The organism is uncultured Lentibacter sp., from assembly GCF_937123735.1.
In the GTDB taxonomy this organism is placed as follows: Bacteria; Pseudomonadota; Alphaproteobacteria; order Rhodobacterales; family Rhodobacteraceae; genus Lentibacter.
This window is the reverse complement of the sequence record NZ_CAKZKL010000025.1, coordinates 1-24,500: the sequence shown is the minus strand read 5'-3', so window position 1 is coordinate 24,500 and position 24,500 is coordinate 1. Positions and strand designations below refer to the sequence as shown.

The window sequence follows — 24,500 nt, the reverse complement described above, 5'->3', positions numbered from 1 at the left end:
GCGGCGCTAAGACGGGCGCAAGCCTTGAAAGGATGCCCGATGCCACAGTTTCTGGACGCGACAACGCCTAATTTTGAGACGCACTTTGCTGCCCTCTTGGGGGCCAAGCGCGAGGACAGCCCCGATGTGGATGCGGCTGTGGCCGAGATCATTGCCGACGTGCGCGCGCGCGGTGATGCGGCTGTTATCGCGCTGACCGAGAAATTTGACCGTGTGACGCTGACGCCTGAGAGCCTGCGCTTTTCGCCTGAAGAGATTTCGGCGCTGGTGGCGCAGGTGCCTGCGCATGAGCGGGCGGCGCTGGAGCTGGCGGCAGAGCGCATTCGCGCCTATCACGCGCGCCAGATGCCTGAGGATGCGCGCTGGACGGACGCAAGCGGCGCAACGCTGGGCTGGCGCTGGGGCCCTGTGAGCGCGGCGGGGCTTTATGTGCCCGGCGGGCTGGCGTCCTATCCGAGCTCCGTTTTGATGAACGCGATCCCTGCCAAGGTCGCCGGGGTGGCGCGGCTGGCGATCACTGTGCCGACGCCGGATGGCGTGGCCAACCCGCTGGTGCTGCTGGCGGCGCAGATTGCGGGGGTGGATGAGATCTACCGCATTGGCGGCGCGCAGGCGGTGGCGGCGTTGGCTTATGGCACCGAGACGATTGCCCCTGTCGACAAGATCACCGGGCCGGGCAACGCCTTTGTGGCGGCGGCCAAGCGGCGGGTGTTTGGCAAGGTCGGGATTGATATGATTGCGGGGCCGAGCGAGATTCTGGTGATTGCCGATGGCGACAATGATCCGGACTGGCTGGCGCTGGACATGCTCTCCCAAGCGGAGCATGACGAAAGCGCCCAGTCGATCCTGATCACCACCGACCGCGCCATGGCGAAGGCCGTGGAGGCGGCGATCGAGCGGCATTTGCTGACACTTGAGCGGCGCGAGATTGCCGCGAAAAGCTGGCGCGACTTTGGCGCGATTATTCTTGTGCCGGATCTGGACGTGGCGGCGGCGCTCTCCAACCGTATTGCGCCCGAGCACCTTGAGCTTTGCGTGGCTGACCCTGACGGGCTGAGCGAGCAGATCACCCACGCGGGAGCGATTTTCCTCGGCGCGTGGACGCCCGAGGCGATTGGCGATTATGTCGGCGGGCCGAACCATGTGCTGCCCACGGCGCGCTCGGCAAGGTTTTCCTCCGGGCTTTCGGTGCTTGATTTTGTGAAGCGCACCACGCTCGCCAAGATGACCCCCGCCGCGCTCAAGGCCATTGGCCCTGCGGCAGAAACACTGGCGATTTCCGAAAGCCTTGAGGCCCACGGGCTGAGCGTGCGGGCAAGGCTCAACCATTTGAACGAGATCTAGGCGATGAGTGGCGCTTTGGCTTTTGCCAAAGCGCTAAGGCGAGGGGGGCTTTGCCCCCCTCGCGCTCCCCCCAGGATATTTATAGAAAGAAAAAGACATATCCTCGGGGAGGTCTGGTAGGCGCTTTCGGCAAGGACGGGGCGCACTTGCCGTTGCATTTGGCGGATTGCGCGCTAGGGTTTGGAGAAAGCTGCGCAGGGATTTGCGCGCAAGGTAAGAAGGCAAAAGACGATGTCGCGTATTTCTCATATCGAGCTGGATGACAGCAACTTGCCGCCGCCGACGCCGGAGATTGAGCAGGAGCGTAAGGTCGCGATTTATGATCTGTTGGAGGAGAATGTTTTTGTCTTGCCCCAACGCGGAGAGCGCGCTGTGCCGGAAGGGCCTTACCGTGTGGGGCTGTCGATCCGCGAGAAGCGGCTGGTCTTTGATGTGCTCACCGAGGCCGAGGATAAGGCGGCGGAGTTTCACCTTTCGCTCTCGCCGTTCCGGCAGGTGGTGAAAGACTACTGGCAGATTTGCGAGAGCTATTTTGACGCGGTGAAGACCATGCCGCCCAGCCAGATCGAGACGATCGACATGGCGCGGCGGGGCATTCACAACGAGGGTGCGCGCATTCTGGCAGAACGGCTGGAAGGCAAGGCCGAAGTGGACAACGACACGGCACGGCGGCTGTTTACGCTGGTTTGCGTGTTGCATTTCGGAGGCTGACACTTGGTAAAACCGCTTCCGCAATCGGTTCTGTTTTGTTGCGACCATAACGCCGTGCGCTCGCCTATGGCGGAAGGGCTGATGAAGCGTTTTTATGGCAAGGGCACTTATGTGCAGTCGGCCGGTGTGAAGAACGACCTTGAAATTGACGGGTTTTGCATTGCGGTGTGCGAGGAGCTGGGTGTGGAGCTGTCGCGCCACCGCTCGCGCAGCTTTGACGAGATGGAGCGGATGGGCGAAGTGCTCAGCTCTTTTGATGTGGTGGTGGCGCTGTCGCCGTTGAGCCGCGAGCTGGCAAGCGAGCTGACCCGTGGTTTTCACACTGATCTGGAGTATTGGCCGATTGTGGACCCATCGGGCAAGGGAGAAACGCGCGCCGCAAAGCTTGAGGCCTATCGCGAGGCACGCGACCAGATTATTGCGCAGATCACCAGCAATTGGGGCAAGCCGCCGCTCTGAGGCGGATCAGATCACCAGCAGGGACGCCAGCAGCGCCAGAGAGGGGCTTGGCGCAACCACCAGCTTCATGCAGCGCCGGTCGGCGTGCCATTCCTCGCAATAAGCGTGCAGCGCATAGGCCCAGAGCGCCGCAGCCGGCAGCAAGAGCACGGTCAGAAACAAGCTCGAACTGTGCTCCAGCATATGCAGCACAGAGTTATGGGCGCTGGCGTGGGTGCTGTGGGGTAAAACGAGCAGGCTGAGCAGAAAAAACACTCCGTAGCCGCCAAAGGGCATATAGCGCAACCAGGGCCGTTGGGGCGAAGCGACAAAGCTCGTTGAGCTGAAGGCAAAGAAGAAAGCAAAGAAAATGAGGGCGGTTTCGTAAGAGTAAAAATGGAACACTGACTCGGTAAGACTCCCTGATGTTGTTGTTTTTCCTTGGGTTACAACCGTATCATGTATTTTCAATAAATAATATATAAAAAACTTATAAAAAAGCCGTGACCTTTGGGGGCCACGGCTTTGATGCAGTTTTTTTGAGGGAAACGGCGGGTTTACATGCCGTTTTTCTTGATCAGGGCCTTGGCTTGGTCGAGCAGCGCCTGACCGTCAAAGCCTTTGTCGTTCATTTCGGCAACCCAGCCGGTTTCCACCGAGCTGGCGGCGGCTTTCCATTCGGCCACCTGGGCGGCGTTCAGGGTGATGATGTTGTTGCCATTGGCCGCTGCTGCGGCACGCGAGGGCACATCTGCGCCGGCCATATCACGGCCCGCGATGGCCGAGAAATCGGCGCCTGACATGGAGTCGATCGCCGCTTTGTTCTCGTCTGAGAGGCTGTCATATTTTTGCTTGTTCATGGCGAGCACGAAGGCTGTGGTGTAAAGCGATTCATCGCCAAACTCGGTATGGTTGCTCACCAGTTCGGGCACTTTCAGCGCCGCGGTCACTTCCCATGGAATCACGGCGGCGTCGATCACCCCTTTGGAGAGCGCTTCCGGCACGGCGGGCACCGGCATCCCCACCGGGGTGGCCCCAAGGTCGGAGACCATTTTGTTGATGATCCGCGTGGGCGCGCGCAGCTTTACGCCGTTGAGATCGGCCACTGTCGTGATCGGCTCTTTGGAGTGGATCAGGCCGGGGCCGTGGACCCAAACCCCGAGGACTTTGAAATCCTTGAGGTCGCTGTCAAACATATTGGCTTCGGCATATTCCCAGAAGGCGCGGCTGGTGGCTTCGGCATTGTTCATCATGAAGGGCAATTCGAAGACTTCGGCTTGCGGGAAGCGGCCCGGCGTGTAGCCCAGCACGGTCCAGGCGATGTCGGCCACGCCGTCCTGAACCTGTCCGATCAGTTCTGGAGGCTTGCCGCCCAGCTGCATGGAGGGGAAGTGGTTGATCTTGATCTTGCCGCCGGAGGCGTCTTGCACGCGGGCGATCCAGGGGTCAAGAATCAGCTTGGGCACATTGGCCTGCTGGGGCAGGAACTGGTGCAGCTTGAGGGTAACCTCTTGGGCCTGTGCGGCAAGGCCGACGGCGGTGAGCGCCGTCGCGACGGCGAGGCTTTTGAGGGTTCGTTTCATCAGTGACATGTTGTTCTCCCTTTTGACACGTCGGATTGGGCCTGAGATTCGCGCGTTAGGCTTCAAAATCAGGCTGGTTCTTCGGGGCGGCTTTGTCAAATGCCGGCAGCGCCTGGCAGGCGGCATAAACGGCGCTCACCCGGGGTAGATCGGCATAGGAAATGCCGAAGCGCTCGGCCGAAAACACCTGTGGCACAAGGCAGATGTCGGCCAGACCGGGCGTTTCGCCAAAGCAGAAGCGGCTTTGGGTGGGGCGTTGGGCCAGCAAGCCTTCGCAGGCCTCAAGCCCGTCGCGCAGCCAGCGGGTGAGCCAGCCGTCCTTGGCGGCGTCATCAAGGCCAAGCTCGCCGGTGAGATAGGACAGAACGCGCAGGTTTTGCAGCGGGTGGGTTTCGCAGGCGATCACCTGGGCAAACCCGCGCTCGCGCGCCCGTGTGAGCGGGTCTGACGAGAGGATTGCCGGGGTGGGGTGGGTTTCTTCAAGCCATTCGAGAATGGCGAGAGACTGGATCAGAACCGCGCCGTCGTCTGTGACCAAGGCGGGCAGCAACCCCTGCGGATTTAGGGCTTTGAACGCAGGATCACGCTGGGCGCCGCTTTTGAGGTGCACCGGTTTGAAGCGGTAATCAAGCCCCTTGAGGTTGAAGGCAATGCGGCAGCGGTAGGAACTTGAGCTGCGGAAGTATCCGTAGAAATCCATAAAGCGTTACACCTCCCAAGTGTTCGTGAATTGATATGTAACGTATACACCGAAAGCAACAAGATTGTTTCAAGGCTTTCAGCGCGTCACAGGCTGGCATAGCCTTGGGCATATGTGTGGACGGCTTGCAGTCACTTTGCCAAGCGATTCGATGGCGCAGCTCTTTCAGGCTGCGCCGGCCAACCGGCTGCCTGCTGTGCCGGATTACAACATTTGCCCCACTGATCCGGTGCATGTGGTGCGGGCCAGCGGTGCGCGGCGCGCGCTTGTGGCGATGCGCTGGGGGTTTGTTCCGAGCTGGTATAAGGCCCCCACGGACGGGCCACTCCTGATCAATGCGCGCGCGGAGACGCTTGCCGAAAAGCCCGCCTTTGCCGCGGCGGCGCGGGCAAGGCGCTGTCTTGTGCCGGTGAGCGGCTATTACGAGTGGGCCCGGGCCGGGGAGGCCAAGCTGCCGTGGTATTACAAACGCGCTGACGGGGCGCCCTTGGCTTTGGCCGGGATCTGGCAGGACTGGCAGGCCGAAGAGGGGCCCATGGCGAGCTGTGCGCTTGTCACCACGGCGGCCAACCGATTTGCAGGGCAGGTGCACCACAGGATGCCGGTGATCATTGAGCCGCAGGCCTGGGGCCTTTGGCTGGGCGAGGAGGGCCGGGGGGCGGCGCGGCTGATGGGGCCTGCGGGCGAGACTGTGCTGACGGCCCACCGCGTGAGCCCCAAGGTGAACTCCAACCGCGCCGAGGGGGCCGAGCTGATTGCGCCCTATGAGCCCGACGAGAGCGCTTGACGGCCCCGCGCACAGCCGATATTCAAGCGCCAGAAGCGGGCGTTGTGTAGTGGTAAGACCTTAGCCTTCCAAGCTAATGACGCGGGTTCGATTCCCGCCGCCCGCTCCAGACCTTCTCTATAATCGCGACAAGTGGCCGCTTGACGGCCTTGCTCTGGCGCTTCAAAAAGCCCCAAAACGTAAGGGCGCGAAGAGATATGGCAAGAACAGGTTCCCCCCAAGGCGAAGAGCGCGCGGCCACCAAGGATGTGGCGGCGCTGAAGGCGCTGCTGCCTTTCATGGCACCTTACAGGTGGCTTGTTTTTGCCGCCGGTCTGGCGCTGATGCTCACGGCGGCGCTTTCGCTGACGTTGCCCTTGGCGGTGCGCCGGGTGATCGACAACTTCGGCACCAAGGATCTGGCGGTTCTGGACCTCTATTTCGTGGCCGCCATCGGCATTGCCGCGCTGCTCGCGTTGGGCACGGGGCTGCGCTATGCGCTGGTCACCCGGCTGGGCGAGCGGGTTGTGGCCGACATTCGCAAGGCGGTGTTTGACCGGGTGATTGGCTTGTCGCCCAGCTTTTACGAGACGGTCATGACGGGCGAAATTCTCAGCCGGATCACCACCGATACAACGCTGATCCAATCGGTGATTGGCTCGTCGGTGTCGGTGGCGCTGCGCAATGTGCTGATCTTTTTCGGAGGCATGGTGCTGATGCTGTTCACCAGTGCCAAGCTCACCGGGCTTGTGCTTCTGATCGTGCCGCTGGTGGTGGTTCCGATCCTGACACTGGGGCGGCGTTTGCGGGTCTTGAGCCGCGAAAACCAGGACTGGATTGCCGCCAGTTCGGGGCAGGCCGCCGAGACCCTGGGCGCGGTGCAGACCGTGCAAAGCTTTGCGCAGGAAAGCGTGGCGCGGCGCGATTTTTCAGGTGTGACGGAAAAGAGCTATGAGGTGGCCAAACAGCGGATCACGGTGCGCTCTGTTATGACGGTTGCGGTGATGTTTCTGGTGTTTGCCGGGGTTGTGGGCGTGCTGTGGATTGGCACGCGGGATGTGCGCGCGGGCGAGATGAGCTCGGGTGCGCTGGTGCAATTCGTCATCTATGCGGTGATGGTCGCGGGGGCTGTGGCCGCGCTCTCGGAGATCTGGGGCGAGTTGCAACGTGCTGCGGGCGCAACCGAACGTCTGGTGGAGCTTTTGAACGCAACAGACCAGGTCAACGACCCTGCAACGCCACGCGCTTGTCCGCAGCCCTTGCGCGGGGAAGTGCGCTTTGAGGCGGTTGATTTTGCCTATCCCTCCCGGCCTGACAGGGCGGCGCTGGAGGCGATCAGCCTGACCGTGAAACCGGGGGAAACCGTTGCTTTTGTGGGGCCGTCTGGGGCGGGCAAGACCACGATCATGCAGATGATCCAGCGCTTTTATGACCCCCAGTCAGGGCGCATTCTGCTTGATGGTGTGGATGTGCGCGAGATGCTGCGCGAAGCGTTTCGCGGGCAGATCTCTGTGGTGCCGCAAGACCCGGTTATCTTCTCGGGCTCTGCGCGCGAGAACATCCGCTTTGGCCGCCCTGAGGCCAGTGACGCCGAGGTGGAAGCCGCTGCCAAAGCGGCGGCGGCGCATGGGTTTATCGAGGGGCTCGCCGAGGGCTATGACACGCGGCTGGGCGAGCGCGGGGTGATGCTTTCGGGCGGGCAGAAACAGCGCGTGGCGATTGCGCGCGCGATCTTGCGCGACGCGCCTTTGCTGCTTTTGGACGAGGCCACTTCGGCGCTGGATGCCGAAAGCGAGCGCGCGGTGCAGGAGGCGGTGGAGCGGCTTTCGCAGGGGCGCACCACATTGATTGTGGCGCACCGCCTTGCGACGGTGAAAAAGGCCGACCGCATCATTGTGATGGACGCCGGGCGCATTGTGGCGCAGGGCAGCCATGACGCGCTTGTGGCCGAAAACGGGCTTTATGCGCGGCTGGCGCGGCTCCAGTTCACGGATGGGGCCAGCGCGGCCTGATGTGGCTTGCCTTTGGCGGCCAGTCTGGCCAGTCTGCTCTGTGTTGGTGCAGACAAGAAAAGGAGATGCCCGTGGGCACGACGGTGTTTGTTTTGAACGGTCCGAACCTGAACCTGCTGGGCCAGCGCGAGCCGGAAATCTATGGCTCTGACACGCTGGCTGATGTGGAGCAGATGTGCCGCCGCGCCGCGCCGGCGCAGGTGGAGATTGTCTTTCGCCAGAGCAACCACGAGGGCGTGTTGGTGGACTGGATACAGGAGGCGCGGGAGGTGGCGGCGGCGATTGTGATCAACCCTGCGGCCTATACCCACACCTCTGTTGCGATCCTTGATGCCTTGAGCGCTTTTGACGGGCCGGTGGTGGAGGTGCATATCTCGGATGTGCACAAACGTGAGGCGTTTCGCCACCATTCTTATGTCAGCCAGCGGGCGGATCATGTGATCGTCGGGCAGGGCGTGGCGGGCTATGTTCAGGGGCTCGACTGGGCCTTGGAGCGGCTTGGGTGACGGCTTGAGTGACGGCTTGGGTGACGGCTTGGGTGATGGTGCGCGCAGAGCGCACACCCTACGGCAGGGCAGCGCGAGGTGGGGTTAACGGCAGCGCGCGGTCGGGTTAACGGCTGTGCCGCGCCCCAAAACGGGGGGGGTGACATGCGTGCACAGGGCGTGCACAAAGCGTGCACCGCCCGACACCGCCAAATCTTAACGCAAATTAACCAAATGCAGCGTGCGCAGCCCCGTCTGGGCGCCAGCCTTGCAGCGCCAGCAAGATCTTTCTCAGCGGGCTGCGCAGGGCCTCGGCCCTGGCCGCATCATAGGCGAAGGGCGCGGCCTCGGTTTCAAGATAGGTGGATTGCGCCAGCTCCATCTGAAGCGCATGCCAGCCCTGCGCGGGGCGGCCATAGTGGCGGGTTGTCCAGCCGCCTTTGAAGCGGCCGTTGAGCACGCAGCTGTAGCGGCTAGCGGCGCAGAGCTTGTGCACAGCGCTCTCAAGGCCCGGCGCGCAGGTTGTGCCCCTGTTCGTGCCGATGTTGAGATCGGGCAGCACGCCCTCGAAGAGAAAGGGGATGTGGCTGCGGATCGAGTGGCAGTCATAGAGGATGGCAAAGCCGTGGCGCGCAGTGAGTCGGGCCATTTCGGCCTCGATCGCGGCGTGATAGGGTGCGTGAAAGGCCGCGCGGCGGCGCTCTGTTTCCTGCGGGTCTGGCCTGTGGCTTGCGCGGTAGAGCGGTGCGCCCTCAAAATCGGTGAGCGGGCAGAGACCGGTGGTGTTTTGCCCCGGATAAAGCGATTGCCCCGTTGGGTCGCGGTTGACGTCGATCACATAGCGGTGAATACGGGTGCGTATGGTTGTGACATTCTCCAGCAGCCCCGCATAGAGCCTGTGGATGTGCCAATCGGTGTCGGCCAGCGCCAGACCGCGCGGGTTGAGCTGTGGGGCGATGTCGGCGGGCAGCACTGTGCCGCTGTGCGCAAAGGCCAGCAGCAGCGGGCTGTCGCCCCGGGTGATCTCCAGAAAGCTCATGGGCGACCTGCAAAAATACGGCTGTGAAGCGGGTTGATCCCGATCCCGTAGGAGAGCTCTGCGGGATGCTGCACGTTCCAGATGGCGAGATCGGCACGTTTGCCCACGGCGAGCGTGCCGGCATCGGACAGGCCAAGTGCCTGTGCGGCGTGGCGGGTGACGCCGGCCAGCGCTTCGGCGGGGGTGAGGCCGAAGAGGGTGCAGCCCATGTTCATGGCCAGCAGCAGCGAGCCGAGCGGGGAAGAGCCGGGGTTCCAATCGGTGGCGAGGGCCATGGGGACATTGTGTTTGCGAAAGGCCTCAACCGGGGGCTTGCGGGTTTCGTTCAGGGTATAAAATGCGCCGGGCAACAGCACGGCGACTGTGCCGGACTGTGCCAGGGCCGCCGCATCGGCCTCGGTGGCGTATTCGACATGATCGGCGGAGCGCGCGCCGAAGCGGGCTGCGAGCTGCGTGCCGCCGATGTTGCTGAGCTGTTCGGCGTGCAGCTTTACGGGCAGGCCGAGGGCGCGGGCGGCCTCAAACACGCGGGTGATCTGGGGGACATCAAAGGCAATGCCCTCGCAGAAGCCATCGACCATATCGACCAGCCCCTCTGCGTGGGCGGCGCGCAGCGTGGGGATGCAGATGGTGTCAATATAGGTGTCGGCCCCGGCGCCTTTGGGCACCGCATGTGCGCCCAGGAAGGTGGTGGAAATGCGCAGGGGCCTCTGCGCGGCCAGAGCGCGGGCCACACGCAGCATTTTGAGCTCGGTGGGCAGGTCGAGCCCGTAGCCGGATTTGACCTCGATGGTGCTGACCCCCTCGGCGATGAGCGCATCGGCGCGCAAGAGGGCGGCGGCGAGCAGCGCCTCCTCGGAGGCTGCGCGGGTGGCGGCGACCGTGGAGGCAATGCCACCACCGGCGCGGGCCACCTCTTCATAGGTGGCCCCTTGCAGGCGCAGTTCAAATTCTTGGGCACGGTTGCCGCCGTGCACGATATGGCTGTGGCAATCTATCAGGGCGGGGGTGAGCAGACGCCCCTTGAGCGCGGTTGTGGGCGCGCCGTGATAGGCGGCGGGCAGGCGCTCTTGCGGGCCAAGCCAGGCGATGTGGCCGGCCTCTGTCACCAAGGCGCCCTGCGGCACAAGCCCATACCCCTGCGGCGCGAGCGTTGCGAGGGTGGCCCCTGTGAAAACATGTGGCAAAGACATGAGCGCTCCTTGCGTTGTGGCTTTGGCCTTCATAATATGTAGCTACATAAAATGCAAATGGCGATGAAGAGGGCTGTGCTGTGACGGTTATCGAGGCAAAACAGGGTCTTACCCCGGATGGGTGGTGTGCAGACCTGCGCGTGACTCTGGGCGCGGATGGCAGAATCGCAGCGGTGGAGCCTGCCGGGCCGGGCCGCAAAGGACCCAGTGAGAGACCCGGCGAAAGCGGTTCTGTTCATCGGGTGGATATGCTTTTGCCAGCCCCTGTCAATTTGCACAGCCACAGTTTCCAGCGCGCCATGGCCGGGCTGACAGAGGCGCGTGGCCCTGATCGGCAGGACAGTTTCTGGACCTGGCGGCGCTTGATGTATCGGTATCTGGAGCAGCTGGGCCCCGAGGACATCGAGGCGATTGCGGCGCAGGTGTTTGTCGAGATGCTGGAGGCCGGTTATGCGGGGGTGGCGGAGTTTCACTACTTGCACCACGCGGTGGCGGGCCGCCCCTATGGCAACCTGGCCGAGCTGAGCGGGCGGATTGTGGCGGCGGCCGAGGCTGTGGGGATTGGGCTGACGCTGTTGCCGGTGCTCTATCAGTGGGGCGGTTGTGACGGGCGCGCCCTGGAGGGGGGGCAACGCCGGTTTGGCAACACGCCGGCGCAATATCTGCGGCTGCATGAGGCTGCGGGTGCATTGATTGCGGCGGGCCCTGCGGATTTTGCGCTGGGGGTTGCGCCGCATTCGTTGCGCGCGGTTGATGCGGCGGGCTTGGCGGCGGCGCTTGACGTGGCGGGGGATGGGCCTGTGCATATGCACTTGGCCGAGCAGCTGGCCGAGGTTGACGAGGTCTTGGCGCACCGGGGCGCGCGACCGGCGGAGTGGCTGTTTGACGCGCATGAGGTTGGCGCCCATTGGTGCCTGATCCACTGCACCCAGATGACGGCGCAGGAGACCCTCGCTCTGGCCCGCAGTGGGGCCGTGGCGGGGCTTTGCCCGATCACCGAGGCCAATTTGGGCGACGGGATTTTCAACGGTGTTGCCTATCTGAGCGCGGGGGGGCGTTTGGGCTTTGGCTCGGATTCCAACCTGCATATCGCCTATTTTGACGAGCTGCGGGCGCTGGAATATTCGCAACGGTTGCGCGACCGCACGCGCGCGGCTCTGGCGCGGCCCGATCAGTCGAGCGGGCGGGTGCTGGTTGAGGCGGCGCAGCGTGGCGGGGCGCAGGCGGCTGGACGGGCCAGCGGGCAGATCGCTGTGGGCCAGTGGGGGGATCTTTTGGGGATCTGCACGGACAGCGCCTGGCTGTGCAACCGGCGGGGCGATGCGGCGCTGGATACGCTTGTTTTTGGCGGTCATGGCCAGCGGGCGGTGCAAGATGTTTGGTCTGCGGGGCGACATGTTGTAAGGGAGGGCAAACATGCGCTGCGCGACCCTGTGGCGGCGCGGTTTCGGCAGGTTGTTCAGAGATTGGGACAAGAGATTTGACAGCACCACAGCGCCGTTCCTGGCAGGATATCCGCGATATTTTGCGCGGGCAGATACTGGACCGCAGTTACCGCCCCGGCGACAAGCTGCCGCGCGATGAGGATATTGCGGCGGCGCTGGGCTGTGCGCGCTCGACCGTGCAGCGGGCGATGCAGGATTTGGTGGATACGGGGCTTGTGGCGCGCAAGCGCAAGGGCGGCACCCGGGTGCGGCCGGATCCTGTGACCCGGGCGACATTTGATATTGCCGTGACGCGGGTGGAAGTGGAGGCCACGGGGGCCACCTATGGCTACGAGCTGGTGTCACAGGCCCGCGCGCGCACACCGGAGGCGGTGGTGGCGCGTTTCGGGTTAAAGGCGCCTGAAGAGATGCTGCATGTGCAGGCGCTGCACCTGGCCGATGCGGCCCCTTATGTTTTTGAGGACCGCTGGATCAGCCTTGCCAGCTGTGGCGAGATCGAGGCGGTGGATTTGAGCCGTCAGAGCGCCAATGAATGGCTTGTGCACCACAAGCCCTACAGCCGGATTGACCTGCGGTTTTATGCGCTGCAAGCGGATGAAACGCTTGCCCGGCAAATGCAGACCGCGCCGGGCGCGGCGCTTTTGGTGCTGGAGCGCACCACCTGGCTTGAGGCTGTGCCGATCACCACGGTGCGCTCGGTGACGCGGCCGGGCCACCAGATTGTGGCCCAAAACGAGGCCTGAGCCGCTTTCAATAGGCCTGTGAGGGCGTTTCAAACAGCTTCGCGAAGGCGCGGCGCGAAGCGATCAGGCAGCGCTCGGCCTCTTCGCAGATCCGTTGGGCGAGGTTCAGATCGCCCTTGTTGAGCGCATCTTCCAGCGCGTTGAACTGCTTGTGCAAATGGGTGGCCCCGATCATGGCCAGCGCATTGGCCGCATGGTGGACGCGCTCTGCAAAGGGGCCGTCTGTGAGAGCCTTGGCGTTGCGCAGGTTCTCGATTTCGGCACTGGTCTCGTTCAGGGCGCGGTGCAGGATGCTTTCTGTGGCCTCATGGCCGAGCAGATCGAGCAGGTCACTGAGGCAGCTTTGGTCAATCAGATCTTTGCGCTCGCTTTCTAGGGCAAACTTGGGGTCACACCACTCTGCGGCGGTGCATTGGCTGACCGTGCGACACAGGGTGTTGAGCGAGAGCGGCTTGGTGAGCAGCTTGTCAAAGCCTTCCTGGCCCAACACATCAAACAGCCCCGGCTGGGCGTTGGCCGTGACGGCAATCACCGGGGTTTTCTTGCACAGGCCCTGCTCGCGCAGGTGGCGCATGACATCGCGCCCGCTCATGTTGGGCATGTTCAGATCCAGCAGGATATAATCAAGCTCGGTGCCTGCGGCGATCATCAGGGCGGTTTCGCCATCCGGGGCTGTCAGGGCCGTGTGGCCCAGCTGTTCGAGCATCCGCGAGAGCACGACGAGGTTGATCTCCTTGTCATCTACCACCAGAATTTTGCGGCCACGCGCCTCGGCCCGCACGCGGGCGCAGGGGCTGGCTTCGGGGGCGGGCACCGGCGCGGCGGCGCGGATCGGGATTTCAAACCAGAACAGGCTGCCCTCGCCCTTTTCGCTGGAGACCCCAAGCCGGCCATCAAGCGCGGCGACGGCCCGGCGCACGATCCCGAGGCCAAGCCCTGTGCCGGAAATATAGCCATCTGCAAATTGATCGCCGGTTTCGAAATCTTCAAAGATGCGGCTCTGGTCTTCCAGCGAGATCCCGATGCCGGTGTCGAGCACCTCGATGCAGAGGGCGTTTGGATCGGTGAGGCTGTCGCGCAGGCGGATGATGATTTCGCCGTTGAGGGTGAATTTGGTGGCATTGCGCACCAGATTGGTGAGCGCGTGGCGGAAGGCCTTGCGGTTGCCCACAACCGGTGCGGGCTCATACCAGCTGTTTTGCACGACAATGCGGGTGTTGTTGAGCAGGGCCGCCGGCTCGAGCAGGCGGGCAATCTCATGGGCAAGCTCGTCAGGGCGGAAGGCCTCGGGCGCATTGACCTCGGTGGCGCGCTCCAGATCGGTGGAATCGAGCACCTCCTCGATCAGCTCCAGTGCGGTGACCGCCGATTGGCGGGCCGTGGCGAGGAACTTCTCATTGTCTTCCGGTGGGGCATGGGGCTGGTTCACCAGCTCCAGCGAGGCCATGATTCCGTGAAGGGGGGTGCGCATTTCGTGGCTGACCACGGCCAGGAAGCGGGCTTTGTTGGCTGCGACGCGCTCGGCCTCTTTCTTGGCGCGGCGCAACATGGCCTCGGCCTGGGCCTGTTCGTCGATGTTGCGAAAGAAGGCGACAATCACCGGCTCGCCCAGCCCGTCAACTTCGAGCACGAGGTTGACCTCGGCGACAAATTCGCTGCCATCGGCGCGCTGGCAGATGATCTTGATCCCGCGGGGCTCGGAGGTGGCGGCTTTGATCAGCCCGTCAAGCTCGGCCTGGCATTGCGCGGCAAAGCGGGGCGGCACAAGATAACGGCTGGCCTGTTGGCCCACCAGCTCGCCATCACCGACCTGAAAGGTGCTGCCGGCGGCGTTGTTGTGGGATTTGATCGCGCCATTGAGGTCGATCAGCAGGATGGCCTCTAGGGAGGCATCAATGGTTTTGCGCAGGGTGTTGGCGATGCGGGCATTGTCTCTTGTGCGGGCCGACAGGTCGTAGGCGAGTTTGCCCACAATGATGATGATGGCGCAGAGCAACACGATCATGGCGATGGTGAGCATGAAATAGTAGCGCACCAGCGAGACGTATTTTTCATGCCGCTCCGAAGCGCTTTGGACAATTTCCCGCAGGGTGAGAACCGCCACTTTGCGCACGTTGTCGGCATTGCTGTAGAGGGTGTCGATCAGCTTGTCGCAGGCCTGCTGATCCCACATGGGGGTGGTGTCAATCAGGGTGGCGAGATTGTTGGTATTGGCAATCACCTCGACCCAACGCTCTGAAAACTCGGGAGAAAGCCCGTATTTCTGATCCATGAAGGAGAGGTAGGATTTGATTTTGCGCACCCGGCTGTAGAAGATGTCAAAGGCCACTGACACCTGCTCGGGGGGGCGCGTGGCGTTGAACTCATGGGCCAGCGCGGCCTGGTTGGCGGCAAGTTGCAGTTTGAGGTGATCGACCTCGAGCTGGGCAAACAGCCAAGTGGAATTGTCCAACTCGGCTGTTTGCAGGCGCGAGAGGCGCGAGTGCGCCTGTGCGGCCAGAAAGATCAGCACGAACAGCCCGATCGCCGCCAGCAGCACTGCCGTGGTTGCCCCGATGAGGGGGAAGGGCAAAAACAACCGGCGCGGCTGTTTGAGATCGGGGGCAAGAATCAAATCACTCGGCTTTCAGTCGGATCAATTGCCAGATACTTTGGGAGTAAATGGTTTCTTGTTGGTATTTTTCATCACTGTCATAGGGAAACACAAGCCAGAGCGGCCCCCCTTCGCGCACCGAATAGGGGGCGCCGTTCATGCGGGTGGCGATGATGGGGTAGGGGGCATCTTGCGCAACCTCGGCGATTGCGATGCTGTAATCATTGAGGGCATAGGCCGTGAGCGTCACCGGGGGGCTGTCAAGGCTGTTGAGAAGCGTGCTGAGCGCGGGGCCGGAAAAGCTGATCACCCCGTCTGTCCAGATGGTTGTGGTTTGGAAGCTTTCTTGGGGCAGGGCGTCAAGCATAGCCATGTCAAACTCCGTCGTGCGCGGTTGGCCGGTGGCCGGGTCGGCGGCAAGCTCGACCGTGAGCAGGACCTTGCCTTGAGCCGTCTGCGCGTCTGGGGCGCTGGCGAGCGCACAAACAGCCAAAACCGCCGCCAAAAACAGAAATGTTCGTTTCGATACCAGATCAATCATTAATATACCCTTTTTGATACTCGTGTAACTAACGGTTATGACAGCTCGAATTTGACCCGCAAATCTATCTTTCGTATACTAAAGGCGCGATGGGATAAATCTTTGCTAAATATGGGTTGAAATGTGCCGTCACGCTATAGACACTATCCGAAAGGTCACTGAGGCTTAAGGCGCGTATGTATAAAGTTAAATCTAATTCCGATGGGGCTGACAGTGGAAGAGAACTTTCTGTTCTCATAGCCGACGACCACGAGCTGGTGCGCGACGCTGTGGCCATGGCGCTGCGCGCGGATGCGGCGCTGACGGTGGATATCGTGCAAAACCTGCAAGACACCCTGGCTTACCTTGAGGAAAAGGGGCCTGTGGATGTGCTGCTTCTGGACCTTGTGATGCCTGATATGAATGGGCTTGCGAGCATTGAAACCGTGGTGGAAAAAAACAAGGGCGGAGCGGTGGTTGTCTTCTCCGGGAATGTCTCGGCCGGCTATCTGCAACAGGCCATTGATATGGGTTGTTTTGGCATTATTCCCAAGACCTTACCGCTCAAATCGCTGGCCAATGCCATCAAGCTTGTGGCCAGTGGGGAGGTCTTTGTGCCCTTCTCGCTCTCGGCCAGTTTTGAGGAGGCTGCCGCCGAAAACGCCGGGCCGCTCAAGGCGCGTGAGCTGACAATTTTGCGGCATGTGTCCAACGGGCTGACCAATAAGGAAATCGCTTGGAAGTTGAACATGTCGGAAGTGGGTGTGAAGTCGAACATGCGCACGATCTGCACCAAGCTTGAAGCCAAAAACCGCGCCAGCGCGGTGATGAATGCCAAGAACCTCGGCTTGATCTGACCGCTCTTCGCGGCGCGGGTGCGCGAAAGTGAGGCAATTTCTCCAGAAGTGAGAGCACACAACTAAATAGGCCCGTGGGGCCTGTTTGATCGGCTATTCTTAAAGTTTGAAGCAAATTAACCTGAAGGGGTCAGGATGGGAGAGATCCTAGTTAGACGACGCCTCAGGATGTGCTTAATGCTATGAAAGATATAACGAAAGTGACGCCGAGATCTTGGCGGAGCCGTTTCTTTCGCAGCCCAGCACACAGGGCCTCTGAAGCTCCCTCTCCTGGCAGGTTTGACTCAGACTCTGAGCTCGAAGATGCTGGAATTCCCCCGATTTTCTGGGTTGTTCTCTTTGCAATCTTCGGGCTCTTTTTTTGGATCTACCTGATTGCTTTTGTCATTTTCTCCGTGGACGACCCGCCTGCGCAGGATGCTTTGGCTCCGCGCGTTGTGGCCTCGCTCGACCGGCTGGCCTGAGGCTCAGCTGCGCAACTGACGGTTGTTGCGCGCGGCGGCCAAAAGCCCTTCCACTAGGCGTTGAAAGCTCAGCGGTGCGGCCAGAGTGGCATCACAGATCATGCGCCGTTCGGGGCTCAGATCATCCGCGGCGACAGCCGTAGACACCAGAACAATCACCACCTCCGGGTGGGCCTTGCGAAAGACCATCAGCGCGCTGACGGCGTTTTCAAGCGTGTCAAACCCCTCAAGATTGACAATCAACGAGGGCGCGGCCCCGGGCGCGCCAAACGAGGCCTGCGCCAGCGCGTCAATGTCAAAACCACTGGTTTCTGCGGCCCCGGCGGCCCGCAGCATCTTGGTTATCCGGGCCTGATTGGCTGCGTTGAAGCCCAGCAAAACCAGCTTGGCCCCGTCCAGCTTCAAGGGGCTGTCCTCATCGTCCCATTTGAGCGAGAGCTTGGTGGCCAGGCTCTCGGATACCCCGAAACGGCGGTCGGCTTCGGGGCTGTCGGGGCGGGCAATTTCGGGCACAAAGGCGCGCGCAGAACCGTTGGCCTGCGCAACGGATGGGCGCGCGAACAATCTGTTGAGCACACTCATGACGCGGCTCCCGAGAGGCGCGCGCAGATTATAGTGTGTATTTTAGAGAAAATCCGGATTAATCGGATGCGGAGCAAAGCCATAATAGAAACTCTTTGTTAACTACGATCAGCGTAACAAGCGCCGCCTCTCAACGATAAGAATCCTTGGTGGCTCAGTCTCTCTCTTGTGTTTTGGGGTGCGCTTTCGGGACAATTTTCATCAAAAGTGCGCTTTTTGACAATAATTCCCCAGAAGCGCCGGCGTATAGGCTGCTCAAAGCCTCGGCGAAAGCCGGCTTGCGCCGTAGCGCAGCGCACGCCGCTCAGAGAAGGCCAGGACCCCCAAGCGACCCTAAAGGCACAAACCCAACGGAGCGCAGGCGCGTTCTGGCCCCTCAATTGAGGGGGCCGGCTGATGGGTGCTGCTCGTTTTGAAAAGGGCGTCTCCGAAGGCCGCAAACCCGCGCGGGACGCTTTTGCCGGTGGGGGCTCTCTTTGGGTCTATGTCAATCAAGGAGAGAATTGCCGATGGCGGAGGAGGTGGGGGTTAAGTTCCTCAATCATCCGTCAGCATTCATCTAACACTCTGATTTCATTAGAACCACGCAGGGACAGTTCATGTCAATAAGGCGGTAAATGGTCCGTAATTTGGTCAGTAATGCAGAACACCCCCATGCATGTGCCACCCCACCCCAGTAGGGATATCGTATATGAGCCTGACCTGAGATTGGGAGATGAAAACTGTCTACACGACCCGAATGCTCGAGATCATAAGATTTACAGTTTTATTGGAGCAGGGGGCGGCTTAATCGTATATTCAATAGATTGCTTTGAATGCAGATAAAGCACGCAGTTGATGGTAAGGGTCTACGCTAGGTGAATTACTCAGGAGCTTGTCTGAGCTTTGGCCACGTGTTTGGAAATTATTAGAGCCTGTAGTGATGTTCAGTTTTAGTGATTTTAGGGATTCAGAACAGCCCCAATATGCATTATACTCTAAGTCCTACCAGTATGGGGAAGGGCCTCCCCAGAGGGCCCTGACCACTAAGCACTAGATGAAGGAATAAGTACTTGAAAGGAGCTAAATCTAACCCTGTAGTTCCAAAGCAAAAAGACAGCATAAATCTCTCTTGGAGAGATGGCCGTTATAACAAGTTCTATGAGGTGGTGGATCATTTAGTAGATGAAATACAAGACCATGTCTGGGCTGAAACTGGTAAGCCGATGCGTAGGGTAAAAGGGGACGGTTTAGAAAAGCTGCATTATTCCGTGGAGTGTTTAGTACGGGATTGTATGGCCGTAGTGCTTCAAAGGAAAAGAAAAGGTGTATCTGCCATTAAGAAAGGACAGCATCATGTCTGACGTCAGCCCCTGCTGGACAGATCTGAGCATTTGAACAACGGAGGATTTCTGGTTCATCTTATCGATTAGGAGATCGAGATGACAAAGAAGCCTACCACATCGAAAGATGCCGCCGACAAGGTGGTTAAGAACATCCGCCGCAAGACACGGCAAACCTATTCAGCGGAGGAGAAGATCCGCATTGTTTTGGCAGGTCTGCGTGGCGAGGAAAGTATTTCTGTGTTGTGCCGTCGTGAGGGGATCGCTGAGAGCCTGTATTATAGCTGGTCTAAGGAATTCCTTGAGGCAGGCAAGCGACGTCTGTCTGGGGACACTGCGCGTCAGGCGACGTCGCCAGAAGTGAAGGAGCTGCGTTCAGAGTCGCTGGCATTGAAAGAGTGCGTGGCGGATCTGACTCTTGAAAACCGGCTGCTCAAAAAAAGCATGACAGGAAATGGGGGATACGAGGAATGAGGTATCCAGCATCCGAGAAGCTTGAGATCATCCGCACCGTCGAAGGCTCACACCTGCCAGTCAAACAGACGCTTGATATGCTGTGCATTCCGCGCAGCACATTTTATCGATGGTACGATCTTTATCTCGATGGTGGTCTGGACGCGTTGGCGGATCATTCGCCGCGTCCCAAGTCTGTCTGGAACCGTATCCCAGACGTCAGGCGCGATGATTTGATCGAGTTTGCATTGGAGCACGAGGCGTTGTCGACACGCGAGCTTGCCGTCAAATACACGGATGAGAAGCGGTATTTTGTCTCTGAATCATCAGCTTACCGCATTCTAAAAGCAGCTGACCTGATCACTGCGCCTGATTATGTGGTGATCAAGGCTGCTGACGAGTTCACAGACAAAACCACAGCTATCAACGAGATGTGGCAGACTGATTTTACCTACTTTAAGATCATCGGCTGGGGCTGGTATTATCTGAGCACAATCCTGGACGATTACAGCCGCTACATCATTGCATGGAAACTCTGCACAAATATGCGTGCTGAGGACGTAACAGACACGATCGAGCTGGCATTGGCTGCATCCGGTTGTGATCAAGCCACTGTTCGGCACAAGCCGCGCCTGCTCAGCGATAACGGCTCCTGCTACATCTCTGGCGATCTGGCTGAGTGGCTGGAAGGGCAAAGAATGGATCACGTTCGCGGAGCACCGCTCCACCCGCAAACGCAAGGTAAGATCGAGCGCTGGCACCAGACCATGAAGAACCGTGTTCTGCTGGAAAACTATTACCTGCCCGGCGATCTCGAGCGTCAGATCGGGGCTTTTGTCGAGTATTACAACAACCAGCGCTACCACGAGAGCCTGAACAACGTCACACCCGCTGACGTCTACTTCGGGCGCGACAAAGCCATTTTGAGGGAAAGGGAGAAGATCAAAAGCCAAACAATCCGCCAACGCCGCTTGCAACATCAAAAACAAGCAGCATAATCAATCACACGAACGAACCAGAGCCTCCTGTGCTCAAGCCGATCTGATGTCCAACTTTATATGACGACGGACAGGGTGCAGGTGATCTCAAAGGTTTGACACAACCTTTGGCCTATGCGTCAAGGTTCGCGGAAGCCGCCGCTATATGTTCTCTGGCACGCGCAGCATCGCCCAGATCATGAACCAGAAGCAGTGCCAGCTTGGCGAGAAGAAGTTCACGTTTTTCGGCCTTGGTGGCGTCGAGCGTCGGGGCGAGGTCTTCGTATACAACTTCCAGAACGGCGGGCTTCATGAAATCGCTTCCTTTGGCATCGCGACTGCAGCTTGAAGGGCAATAAGAACATCAGCCGCTTGCGCAGATTTCCACCGACTTGCAACATGGCCATCGGGGCGCACGAGATAGGCCGTCTCGGCCGTGGCCCCCAGGATTTGAGCAGCCTCTGAAGCGGGTGGCAGGCGGCAGACTGTCAGATCGGCCTGAGCGCACTGATCGGCAAGTGCCCCGTCAAAACAGATCAGGCTGAACCCCGGCCCGAGAAGATCATGAAGGAATCCGTCTCCGACCAAGGCATCCGGCAGGACCGCGCCGGCGACCGGCCCGGTTTCAAAAAGCGGATCATCTGCCTGCACGACAGGGCTTTGAGTATATGTGTAAGGGGTCATCTGACGGGGATTGGCAAGCTTGCCGGCAAAGGGATGGCTGAGTGCAAGGTTCAGCGCCGCATCTCGCATCAATTGCCAGCCTGCGCTAGGCGGGGTCATGAAACGGGCGGACTTCGAGGCATTGGCAAAAACGTCCAGCGTCGCGCCGCGGCGTTCGGGGGTATAGCTGTCAAGCAGGGCGTCATCAGCCTTGCCGTTCAGCACCCAACCCAGTTTCCACCCGATATTCTCCGCATCTGCCAGGCCATTGTTCAACCCGCGCACCCCGAAAATTGGCACAATATGGGCGCTGTCACCGACAAAGAACACCCGCCCGTCCCGGTAGTCGGCAAGGGCAAGCGTGTTGGCCGAGTAAATGCTCCACCACTCAAGATCCCAGTCGCCGGAATAGCCGATTTCGTCCAGAACCGACGCAACCGAGGCGCGCACGGTCTCCTCGCGGATCGCTTCTGCTTCGTCTTCGCCGTCGCGCAATTGATAGTCGATGCGCCAGATGTTGTCGGGTTGTTTATGCACAAGGATCGTCCCGCCACGGCGGCAATCTGGATCAAACAGGGCGCGTCGGATGGTCGGGTAGCCATGCGCCATCTGAACATCGGCAATCACATACCGCCCTTCGAAATTGTCTCCTTCGAGCCGCATGTCACGCAACTTGCGGATTGTGCTGCGCGCACCGTCTGCGGCCAGAACCCAGTCCGCGTTGAATTCGTAGTCGTCCTCGGGATCGCGCACATTCAGCCGGACGCCGTCATCAGTATCCGACAATCCCGTCACTTCGCTTTGCCACCGGGTCTCGATCAACTCGCTTTTGACGACAGCATCCCAGAGGAACTGTTCGATATATTGCTGCTGTAGATTGTACATCGGGCGGTATTTTTCCGACGGACTGTCAGGCATCTCGAATTCGAGGATCTGCTTGCCGCGATAGAACGATCGCCCGGTCGTCCAGCCCAGGGATTTGTCCAGGAAGGGCGCAACCGCTCCGATCCGCTCCAGAATCTGGAAACTGGACCGAGCAACACAAATGGCCCGGCTGCCATCGTTGAAGGTGTCCTTGTTGTCAAACAGCACCGAACGGATGCCTTGCTTGGCCAGAGTAAGTGCCGCGGTCATGCCAATCGGACCGGCACCGACGATGGCGACTGACGCAGAGGTGACCATTTGTGCACGCGCATCACCTTTGGGCGGCTCAAAATGTGGGTACGTAAAATAGAGCGAGTCAGTTTCGGCGCGTCCTGCAGGTCTCATGGCGGCTTTCTGTTCTGTTTCGATCGTAAACAAGACATATACCTGCGATGGTCTTATGTCTGTCCTCTTTTGCAGGGGACATCTTAGCCTAACCGCTATGCCCGGCCTTGCTCAACATATCGGAACGGGCTCTTTGTCAATCTATACCAAAGCGGGCCCGATACTGCCTTGTATGATCCTGACATCGTTTGTATGCCCGGGCGTCTGGTTCTGATGCATTTCGACCGACCAACCCAGTCAGATACCTCCCCGCCGCTTGCCACGCTCAGCGCGCGCGAACGGGAAGTTTGTCTTGGCATCCTGTCCGGCAAAAAGGCATAGGTCATTGCAGGCGACATGGATATTACGACGCCCACGGTCATTACCTACCGCAAACGCGCCTATCAGAAACTCGGCGTTTACACCCGTGTCGGCCTTTTTGCAGTTTGTCGCCCATAGATTGATGCTTCAGGCCTGTTTAACCCATGGTCACTTGGAAAGCGCACGCGCAACGCCGCGAAACTCTGCCACGAGCCCGCCCGCCTCTGTGGACAGGCTCACGTCATAGATCGAAGTGCGGCCGACGGTTGTTCGCAAAGACACGGAGGCGACAACAACCTCTCCGAGATGCGCCGGGCGCAGATAGGTGATGGAACAATGTTGCGACACGGCTTCTCGGCCAGCGCAATTCGCCGAGATCCCGAAAGCGGCGTCAGCCAATGTAAAAAGGGCCCCGCCCTGACAGGTTCCATGTTTCTGCACCATGCGTTCTGTCACCATCATCTCCAGCTCTACACAGCCTTCGACCTGTCGGATGATGCTAGCGCCTAGGAGCTGCATAATCTGATCCTGATCGAAAAGGTCTTTGGCAAGTGTCATGTGGTGATTCTTTTCATGTCGTCGTGGTGTAAGCTCATGAGCAAGCCTTTTGTCGCGCAAAACCGGTCATTTGTCCTCCGCCGTTTCAATCACAGGGGCGAGCCATCCTAAAGGTGGATGTTCACTCCAACCCGGCGATTTGCATCAAGGTGTTTGGCATGGTTTGGCTCTCAACCCCCTGAACTAGAAGGTAACAAACCTGCCGGTCGCAGCCGCCGCTTGAACAATACCCAATCGAAGTTCTGCTCAGGCCGGATTTCTGGGCTTGCCAGGACTGAGTGTCTTGAACCGCGCCAAAGACGATGGCGTCGACCCAAAGGAAAACGTCTAGCGCATCCCCATGACATCTGCTGCGCGTTGTGCGGGCAGAAATTTCACATCATAGGCGGGCGCAGTCGCGACCACTTCATCCGGGCGCGACATGTTGTGGAGCTTGCGGAACAAGTCGACCAGCTTGCCGGTTGGCGTGACCCAGAACAGGCAGGTCACATCATGACCGGTGTTGTTAAAAATTCCATGCGGAATGCCGCGTGGCATGCACACCAGATCGCCTTCGCTTGCGTGGATATGCTTGCCGTTCAAAACCAGATCCAGTTCACCGGATTGCAGCAGGATGTATTCGTCCTGCGTGGTGTGAATATGCGGGGGAACAAACGATTCAGCGGGCAAAAGCGCGGCCCAACTGAAACACTCTTCGGTGATCGATTTCGGCGAGTATACCTGCCCGAGAATGTTCCAATGCACATCGTCGATGCCTTCGCCACGGCGCATTATTCCGGCTGATAGGCTCATGTTTTGTCCTCCGATACATCGCGGCGCAATAACTTGTTCAGGGTCGGGGCGACCAGGGGGTTTGCATTGGCCAGCCGCGGGCCCCATTCATTGCGGATCGCCTCTTCCAACTCGGCTTCATCCCAATATCCGATCAGGATACCGGCCTCGCCAATGCGATCCTGAATGTTGGTGCCTTCGATTGCCCCATCCGCCACGGTGGCGCGCTGGCGCGGCTTTCTGGCCCATTCAAACAACGCCTCGTGCAGGCGCGCCCGCACTTCGGCCAATGCGGGATCGGCCCCAAGATCGTTCAGTTCGTTAGGGTCGTCGTCAAGATCGTAGAGCATCGGGCGGAAGCGTTCGGCGTGAATGTATTTGTAGCGACCGTCGAATATCATCCGCAGCCAGCAATCGCGCGCCGGCATGTCCAGAGCGATGCGCGGTTCAACAAAGGAATAATCGTATTCCGAAATCACATAGCGGCGTGGATCGGACGTGCGCGTGCCGGTCAGAGTGTCGATCAGGGAATGGCCATCCATGACGTGGGGAACGGGCGCGCCGCCATACATTTCCAGAAAGCTCGGCGCGAGGTCGATGGATTCGATCAGATCCGTGTTCACCTTGCCGCGGGTCGGGTCGGCCTCGGGCGAGGGATCGTAAATGATCAGCGGCACGCGCAGGGATTCGTCGTGAAACAGCTCTTTCTCGC

The 24,500-nt window shown here is 60.0% G+C and carries 25 protein-coding genes and 1 tRNA gene; 13 read left to right on the top strand and 13 right to left on the bottom strand.

Annotation, left to right across the window (positions count from 1 at the left end; translation table 11 throughout):
- The first annotated feature begins 39 nt into the window (after positions 1-39).
- From hisD to Q0478_RS06035, 3 genes are all read left to right on the top strand, one after another.
- Positions 40-1,344 carry a histidinol dehydrogenase gene (hisD, locus tag Q0478_RS06045; protein ID WP_298677160.1) on the top strand — a complete coding sequence of 435 codons (1,305 nt, stop codon included), beginning with the start codon at positions 40-42 and terminating at the stop codon, positions 1,342-1,344.
- A gap of 231 nt (positions 1,345-1,575) precedes the next feature.
- Positions 1,576-2,055, top strand: coding sequence for a UPF0262 family protein (locus tag Q0478_RS06040; RefSeq protein ID WP_298677158.1), 480 nt, complete (start codon positions 1,576-1,578; stop codon positions 2,053-2,055).
- 66 nt (positions 2,056-2,121) lie between these two features.
- On the top strand, positions 2,122-2,514 hold the full coding sequence (locus tag Q0478_RS06035; protein ID WP_298677332.1) for a low molecular weight phosphatase family protein: 393 nt from the start codon (positions 2,122-2,124) through the stop codon (positions 2,512-2,514).
- 6 nt (positions 2,515-2,520) lie between these two features.
- Here the strand turns inward: Q0478_RS06035 and Q0478_RS06030 are convergent, their stop codons facing one another.
- The 3 genes from Q0478_RS06030 to maiA all read right to left on the bottom strand — a co-directional run bounded on the left by Q0478_RS06030 (position 2,521) and on the right by maiA (position 4,776).
- Positions 2,521-2,898 carry a hypothetical protein gene (locus Q0478_RS06030; RefSeq protein WP_298677157.1) on the bottom strand — a complete coding sequence of 126 codons (378 nt, stop codon included), beginning with the start codon at positions 2,896-2,898 and terminating at the stop codon, positions 2,521-2,523.
- Positions 2,899-3,050: 152 nt separating this feature from the next.
- Complete coding sequence (locus Q0478_RS06025) at positions 3,051-4,085, bottom strand: TRAP transporter substrate-binding protein (RefSeq protein WP_298677155.1); 1,035 nt, start codon at positions 4,083-4,085, stop codon at positions 3,051-3,053.
- A gap of 46 nt (positions 4,086-4,131) precedes the next feature.
- Positions 4,132-4,776: a maleylacetoacetate isomerase gene (maiA, locus tag Q0478_RS06020; protein WP_298677153.1), complete on the bottom strand. Its 645-nt coding sequence runs from the start codon at positions 4,774-4,776 to the stop codon at positions 4,132-4,134.
- Between the two features lie 112 nt (positions 4,777-4,888).
- Here maiA and Q0478_RS06015 point away from each other — a divergent pair, with 112 nt between their 5' ends.
- The 4 genes from Q0478_RS06015 to aroQ all read left to right on the top strand — a co-directional run bounded on the left by Q0478_RS06015 (position 4,889) and on the right by aroQ (position 8,060).
- On the top strand, positions 4,889-5,563 hold the full coding sequence (locus tag Q0478_RS06015) for an SOS response-associated peptidase (RefSeq protein ID WP_298677330.1): 675 nt from the start codon (positions 4,889-4,891) through the stop codon (positions 5,561-5,563).
- Between the two features lie 35 nt (positions 5,564-5,598).
- Positions 5,599-5,672 (top strand) — tRNA-Gly (locus Q0478_RS06010).
- Between the two features lie 88 nt (positions 5,673-5,760).
- The gene (locus tag Q0478_RS06005) at positions 5,761-7,554 is read left to right on the top strand and encodes an ABC transporter transmembrane domain-containing protein (RefSeq protein WP_298677151.1); all 1,794 of its coding nucleotides are present in this window, start codon (positions 5,761-5,763) and stop codon (positions 7,552-7,554) included.
- 71 nt (positions 7,555-7,625) lie between these two features.
- Complete coding sequence (aroQ, locus tag Q0478_RS06000; RefSeq protein WP_298677150.1) at positions 7,626-8,060, top strand: type II 3-dehydroquinate dehydratase; 435 nt, start codon at positions 7,626-7,628, stop codon at positions 8,058-8,060.
- 205 nt (positions 8,061-8,265) lie between these two features.
- Here the strand turns inward: aroQ and hutG are convergent, their stop codons facing one another.
- Both hutG and hutI read right to left on the bottom strand, forming a co-directional pair.
- The gene (gene hutG, locus Q0478_RS05995) at positions 8,266-9,078 is read right to left on the bottom strand and encodes an N-formylglutamate deformylase (protein WP_298677148.1); all 813 of its coding nucleotides are present in this window, start codon (positions 9,076-9,078) and stop codon (positions 8,266-8,268) included.
- A complete protein-coding gene (gene hutI / locus Q0478_RS05990) occupies positions 9,075-10,271 on the bottom strand; it encodes an imidazolonepropionase (protein WP_298677146.1) in 1,197 nt (398 codons plus the stop codon). The genes hutG and hutI overlap by 4 nt, the downstream gene beginning before the upstream one ends.
- 80 nt (positions 10,272-10,351) lie before the next feature.
- Between hutI and Q0478_RS05985 the strand changes: the two genes are divergently transcribed.
- Together Q0478_RS05985 and Q0478_RS05980 are read left to right on the top strand one after the other, a co-directional pair.
- Positions 10,352-11,755 (top strand): formimidoylglutamate deiminase, encoded by a 1,404-nt coding sequence (locus Q0478_RS05985; protein ID WP_298677145.1) that lies wholly within the window; start codon positions 10,352-10,354, stop codon positions 11,753-11,755.
- Positions 11,752-12,459 carry a GntR family transcriptional regulator gene (locus tag Q0478_RS05980; RefSeq protein ID WP_298677143.1) on the top strand — a complete coding sequence of 236 codons (708 nt, stop codon included), beginning with the start codon at positions 11,752-11,754 and terminating at the stop codon, positions 12,457-12,459. Before Q0478_RS05985 ends, Q0478_RS05980 begins: the two co-directional genes overlap by 4 nt.
- Before the next feature lie 7 nt (positions 12,460-12,466).
- Here the strand turns inward: Q0478_RS05980 and Q0478_RS05975 are convergent, their stop codons facing one another.
- Together Q0478_RS05975 and Q0478_RS05970 are read right to left on the bottom strand one after the other, a co-directional pair.
- Positions 12,467-15,073 (bottom strand): ATP-binding protein, encoded by a 2,607-nt coding sequence (locus Q0478_RS05975; protein WP_298677141.1) that lies wholly within the window; start codon positions 15,071-15,073, stop codon positions 12,467-12,469.
- 1 nt (position 15,074) lies between these two features.
- Positions 15,075-15,593, bottom strand: a complete 519-nt coding sequence (locus tag Q0478_RS05970; RefSeq protein ID WP_298677139.1) for an oxidoreductase — start codon at positions 15,591-15,593, stop codon at positions 15,075-15,077.
- A gap of 176 nt (positions 15,594-15,769) precedes the next feature.
- Between Q0478_RS05970 and Q0478_RS05965 the strand changes: the two genes are divergently transcribed.
- A complete protein-coding gene (locus tag Q0478_RS05965; protein WP_298677137.1) occupies positions 15,770-16,429 on the top strand; it encodes a response regulator transcription factor in 660 nt (219 codons plus the stop codon).
- Positions 16,430-16,896: 467 nt separating this feature from the next.
- On the opposite strand, the gene Q0478_RS05960 is transcribed toward Q0478_RS05965, so the two are convergent.
- Complete coding sequence (locus Q0478_RS05960; RefSeq protein WP_298677135.1) at positions 16,897-17,475, bottom strand: hypothetical protein; 579 nt, start codon at positions 17,473-17,475, stop codon at positions 16,897-16,899.
- Positions 17,476-18,527: 1,052 nt separating this feature from the next.
- On the opposite strand from Q0478_RS05960, the gene Q0478_RS05955 reads away from it, so the two are divergent.
- Positions 18,528-18,818 carry a hypothetical protein gene (locus Q0478_RS05955; RefSeq protein WP_298677133.1) on the top strand — a complete coding sequence of 97 codons (291 nt, stop codon included), beginning with the start codon at positions 18,528-18,530 and terminating at the stop codon, positions 18,816-18,818.
- A 78-nt stretch (positions 18,819-18,896) separates the two neighbouring features.
- Positions 18,897-20,248, top strand: a protein-coding gene (locus tag Q0478_RS05950; protein WP_089894336.1) for an IS3 family transposase whose coding sequence is annotated in 2 segments (ribosomal slippage) — positions 18,897-19,233 and positions 19,233-20,248 — 1,353 coding nt in all. Because the reading frame shifts where the segments join, the coding sequence is not laid out codon by codon here.
- Between the two features lie 112 nt (positions 20,249-20,360).
- Here Q0478_RS05950 and Q0478_RS05945 read toward each other — a convergent pair.
- Together Q0478_RS05945 and Q0478_RS05940 are read right to left on the bottom strand one after the other, a co-directional pair.
- Positions 20,361-20,540 (bottom strand): hypothetical protein, encoded by a 180-nt coding sequence (locus Q0478_RS05945; RefSeq protein ID WP_298677131.1) that lies wholly within the window; start codon positions 20,538-20,540, stop codon positions 20,361-20,363.
- Complete coding sequence (locus Q0478_RS05940) at positions 20,537-22,192, bottom strand: FAD-dependent monooxygenase (RefSeq protein WP_298677129.1); 1,656 nt, start codon at positions 22,190-22,192, stop codon at positions 20,537-20,539. Before Q0478_RS05940 ends, Q0478_RS05945 begins: the two co-directional genes overlap by 4 nt.
- A gap of 303 nt (positions 22,193-22,495) precedes the next feature.
- On the opposite strand from Q0478_RS05940, the gene Q0478_RS05935 reads away from it, so the two are divergent.
- On the top strand, positions 22,496-22,597 hold the full coding sequence (locus Q0478_RS05935; protein ID WP_271437125.1) for a hypothetical protein: 102 nt from the start codon (positions 22,496-22,498) through the stop codon (positions 22,595-22,597).
- Between the two features lie 30 nt (positions 22,598-22,627).
- Here the strand turns inward: Q0478_RS05935 and Q0478_RS05930 are convergent, their stop codons facing one another.
- The 3 genes from Q0478_RS05930 to Q0478_RS05920 form a co-directional block, all read right to left on the bottom strand.
- Entirely contained in the window at positions 22,628-23,017 is a 390-nt protein-coding gene (locus Q0478_RS05930; protein WP_298677127.1) for a hotdog fold thioesterase, read from the bottom strand.
- 327 nt (positions 23,018-23,344) lie between these two features.
- A complete protein-coding gene (locus Q0478_RS05925) occupies positions 23,345-23,809 on the bottom strand; it encodes a cupin domain-containing protein (protein WP_271437127.1) in 465 nt (154 codons plus the stop codon).
- Positions 23,806-24,500, bottom strand: a 695-nt coding sequence (locus tag Q0478_RS05920; RefSeq protein WP_366914894.1) for a sulfatase/phosphatase domain-containing protein, incomplete at its 5' end; no start/stop codon positions are given. The genes Q0478_RS05925 and Q0478_RS05920, both read right to left, overlap by 4 nt.

What these genes read in the sequence shown, in the direction of transcription:
- Q0478_RS06035 (WP_298677332.1), top strand. Translation starts at nt 2,122, where the DNA reads ATGGCGGAAGGGCTGATGAAGCGTTTTTATGGCAAGGGCACTTATGTG.
- Q0478_RS05925 (WP_271437127.1), bottom strand. Translation starts at nt 23,809, where the DNA reads ATGAGCCTATCAGCCGGAATAATGCGCCGTGGCGAAGGCATCGACGAT.
- Q0478_RS05965 (WP_298677137.1), top strand. Translation starts at nt 15,770, where the DNA reads ATGTATAAAGTTAAATCTAATTCCGATGGGGCTGACAGTGGAAGAGAA.
- hutG (WP_298677148.1), bottom strand. Translation starts at nt 9,078, where the DNA reads ATGAGCTTTCTGGAGATCACCCGGGGCGACAGCCCGCTGCTGCTGGCC.
- Q0478_RS06040 (WP_298677158.1), top strand. Translation starts at nt 1,576, where the DNA reads ATGTCGCGTATTTCTCATATCGAGCTGGATGACAGCAACTTGCCGCCG.
- maiA (WP_298677153.1), bottom strand. Translation starts at nt 4,776, where the DNA reads ATGGATTTCTACGGATACTTCCGCAGCTCAAGTTCCTACCGCTGCCGC.
- Q0478_RS06005 (WP_298677151.1), top strand. Translation starts at nt 5,761, where the DNA reads ATGGCAAGAACAGGTTCCCCCCAAGGCGAAGAGCGCGCGGCCACCAAG.
- hisD (WP_298677160.1), top strand. Translation starts at nt 40, where the DNA reads ATGCCACAGTTTCTGGACGCGACAACGCCTAATTTTGAGACGCACTTT.
- Q0478_RS05935 (WP_271437125.1), top strand. Translation starts at nt 22,496, where the DNA reads ATGGATATTACGACGCCCACGGTCATTACCTACCGCAAACGCGCCTAT.
- Q0478_RS05960 (WP_298677135.1), bottom strand. Translation starts at nt 17,475, where the DNA reads ATGAGTGTGCTCAACAGATTGTTCGCGCGCCCATCCGTTGCGCAGGCC.
- Q0478_RS06015 (WP_298677330.1), top strand. Translation starts at nt 4,889, where the DNA reads ATGTGTGGACGGCTTGCAGTCACTTTGCCAAGCGATTCGATGGCGCAG.
- hutI (WP_298677146.1), bottom strand. Translation starts at nt 10,271, where the DNA reads ATGTCTTTGCCACATGTTTTCACAGGGGCCACCCTCGCAACGCTCGCG.
- Q0478_RS05930 (WP_298677127.1), bottom strand. Translation starts at nt 23,017, where the DNA reads ATGACACTTGCCAAAGACCTTTTCGATCAGGATCAGATTATGCAGCTC.
- Q0478_RS05970 (WP_298677139.1), bottom strand. Translation starts at nt 15,593, where the DNA reads ATGATTGATCTGGTATCGAAACGAACATTTCTGTTTTTGGCGGCGGTT.
- Q0478_RS06025 (WP_298677155.1), bottom strand. Translation starts at nt 4,085, where the DNA reads ATGTCACTGATGAAACGAACCCTCAAAAGCCTCGCCGTCGCGACGGCG.
- Q0478_RS05945 (WP_298677131.1), bottom strand. Translation starts at nt 20,540, where the DNA reads ATGAAGCCCGCCGTTCTGGAAGTTGTATACGAAGACCTCGCCCCGACG.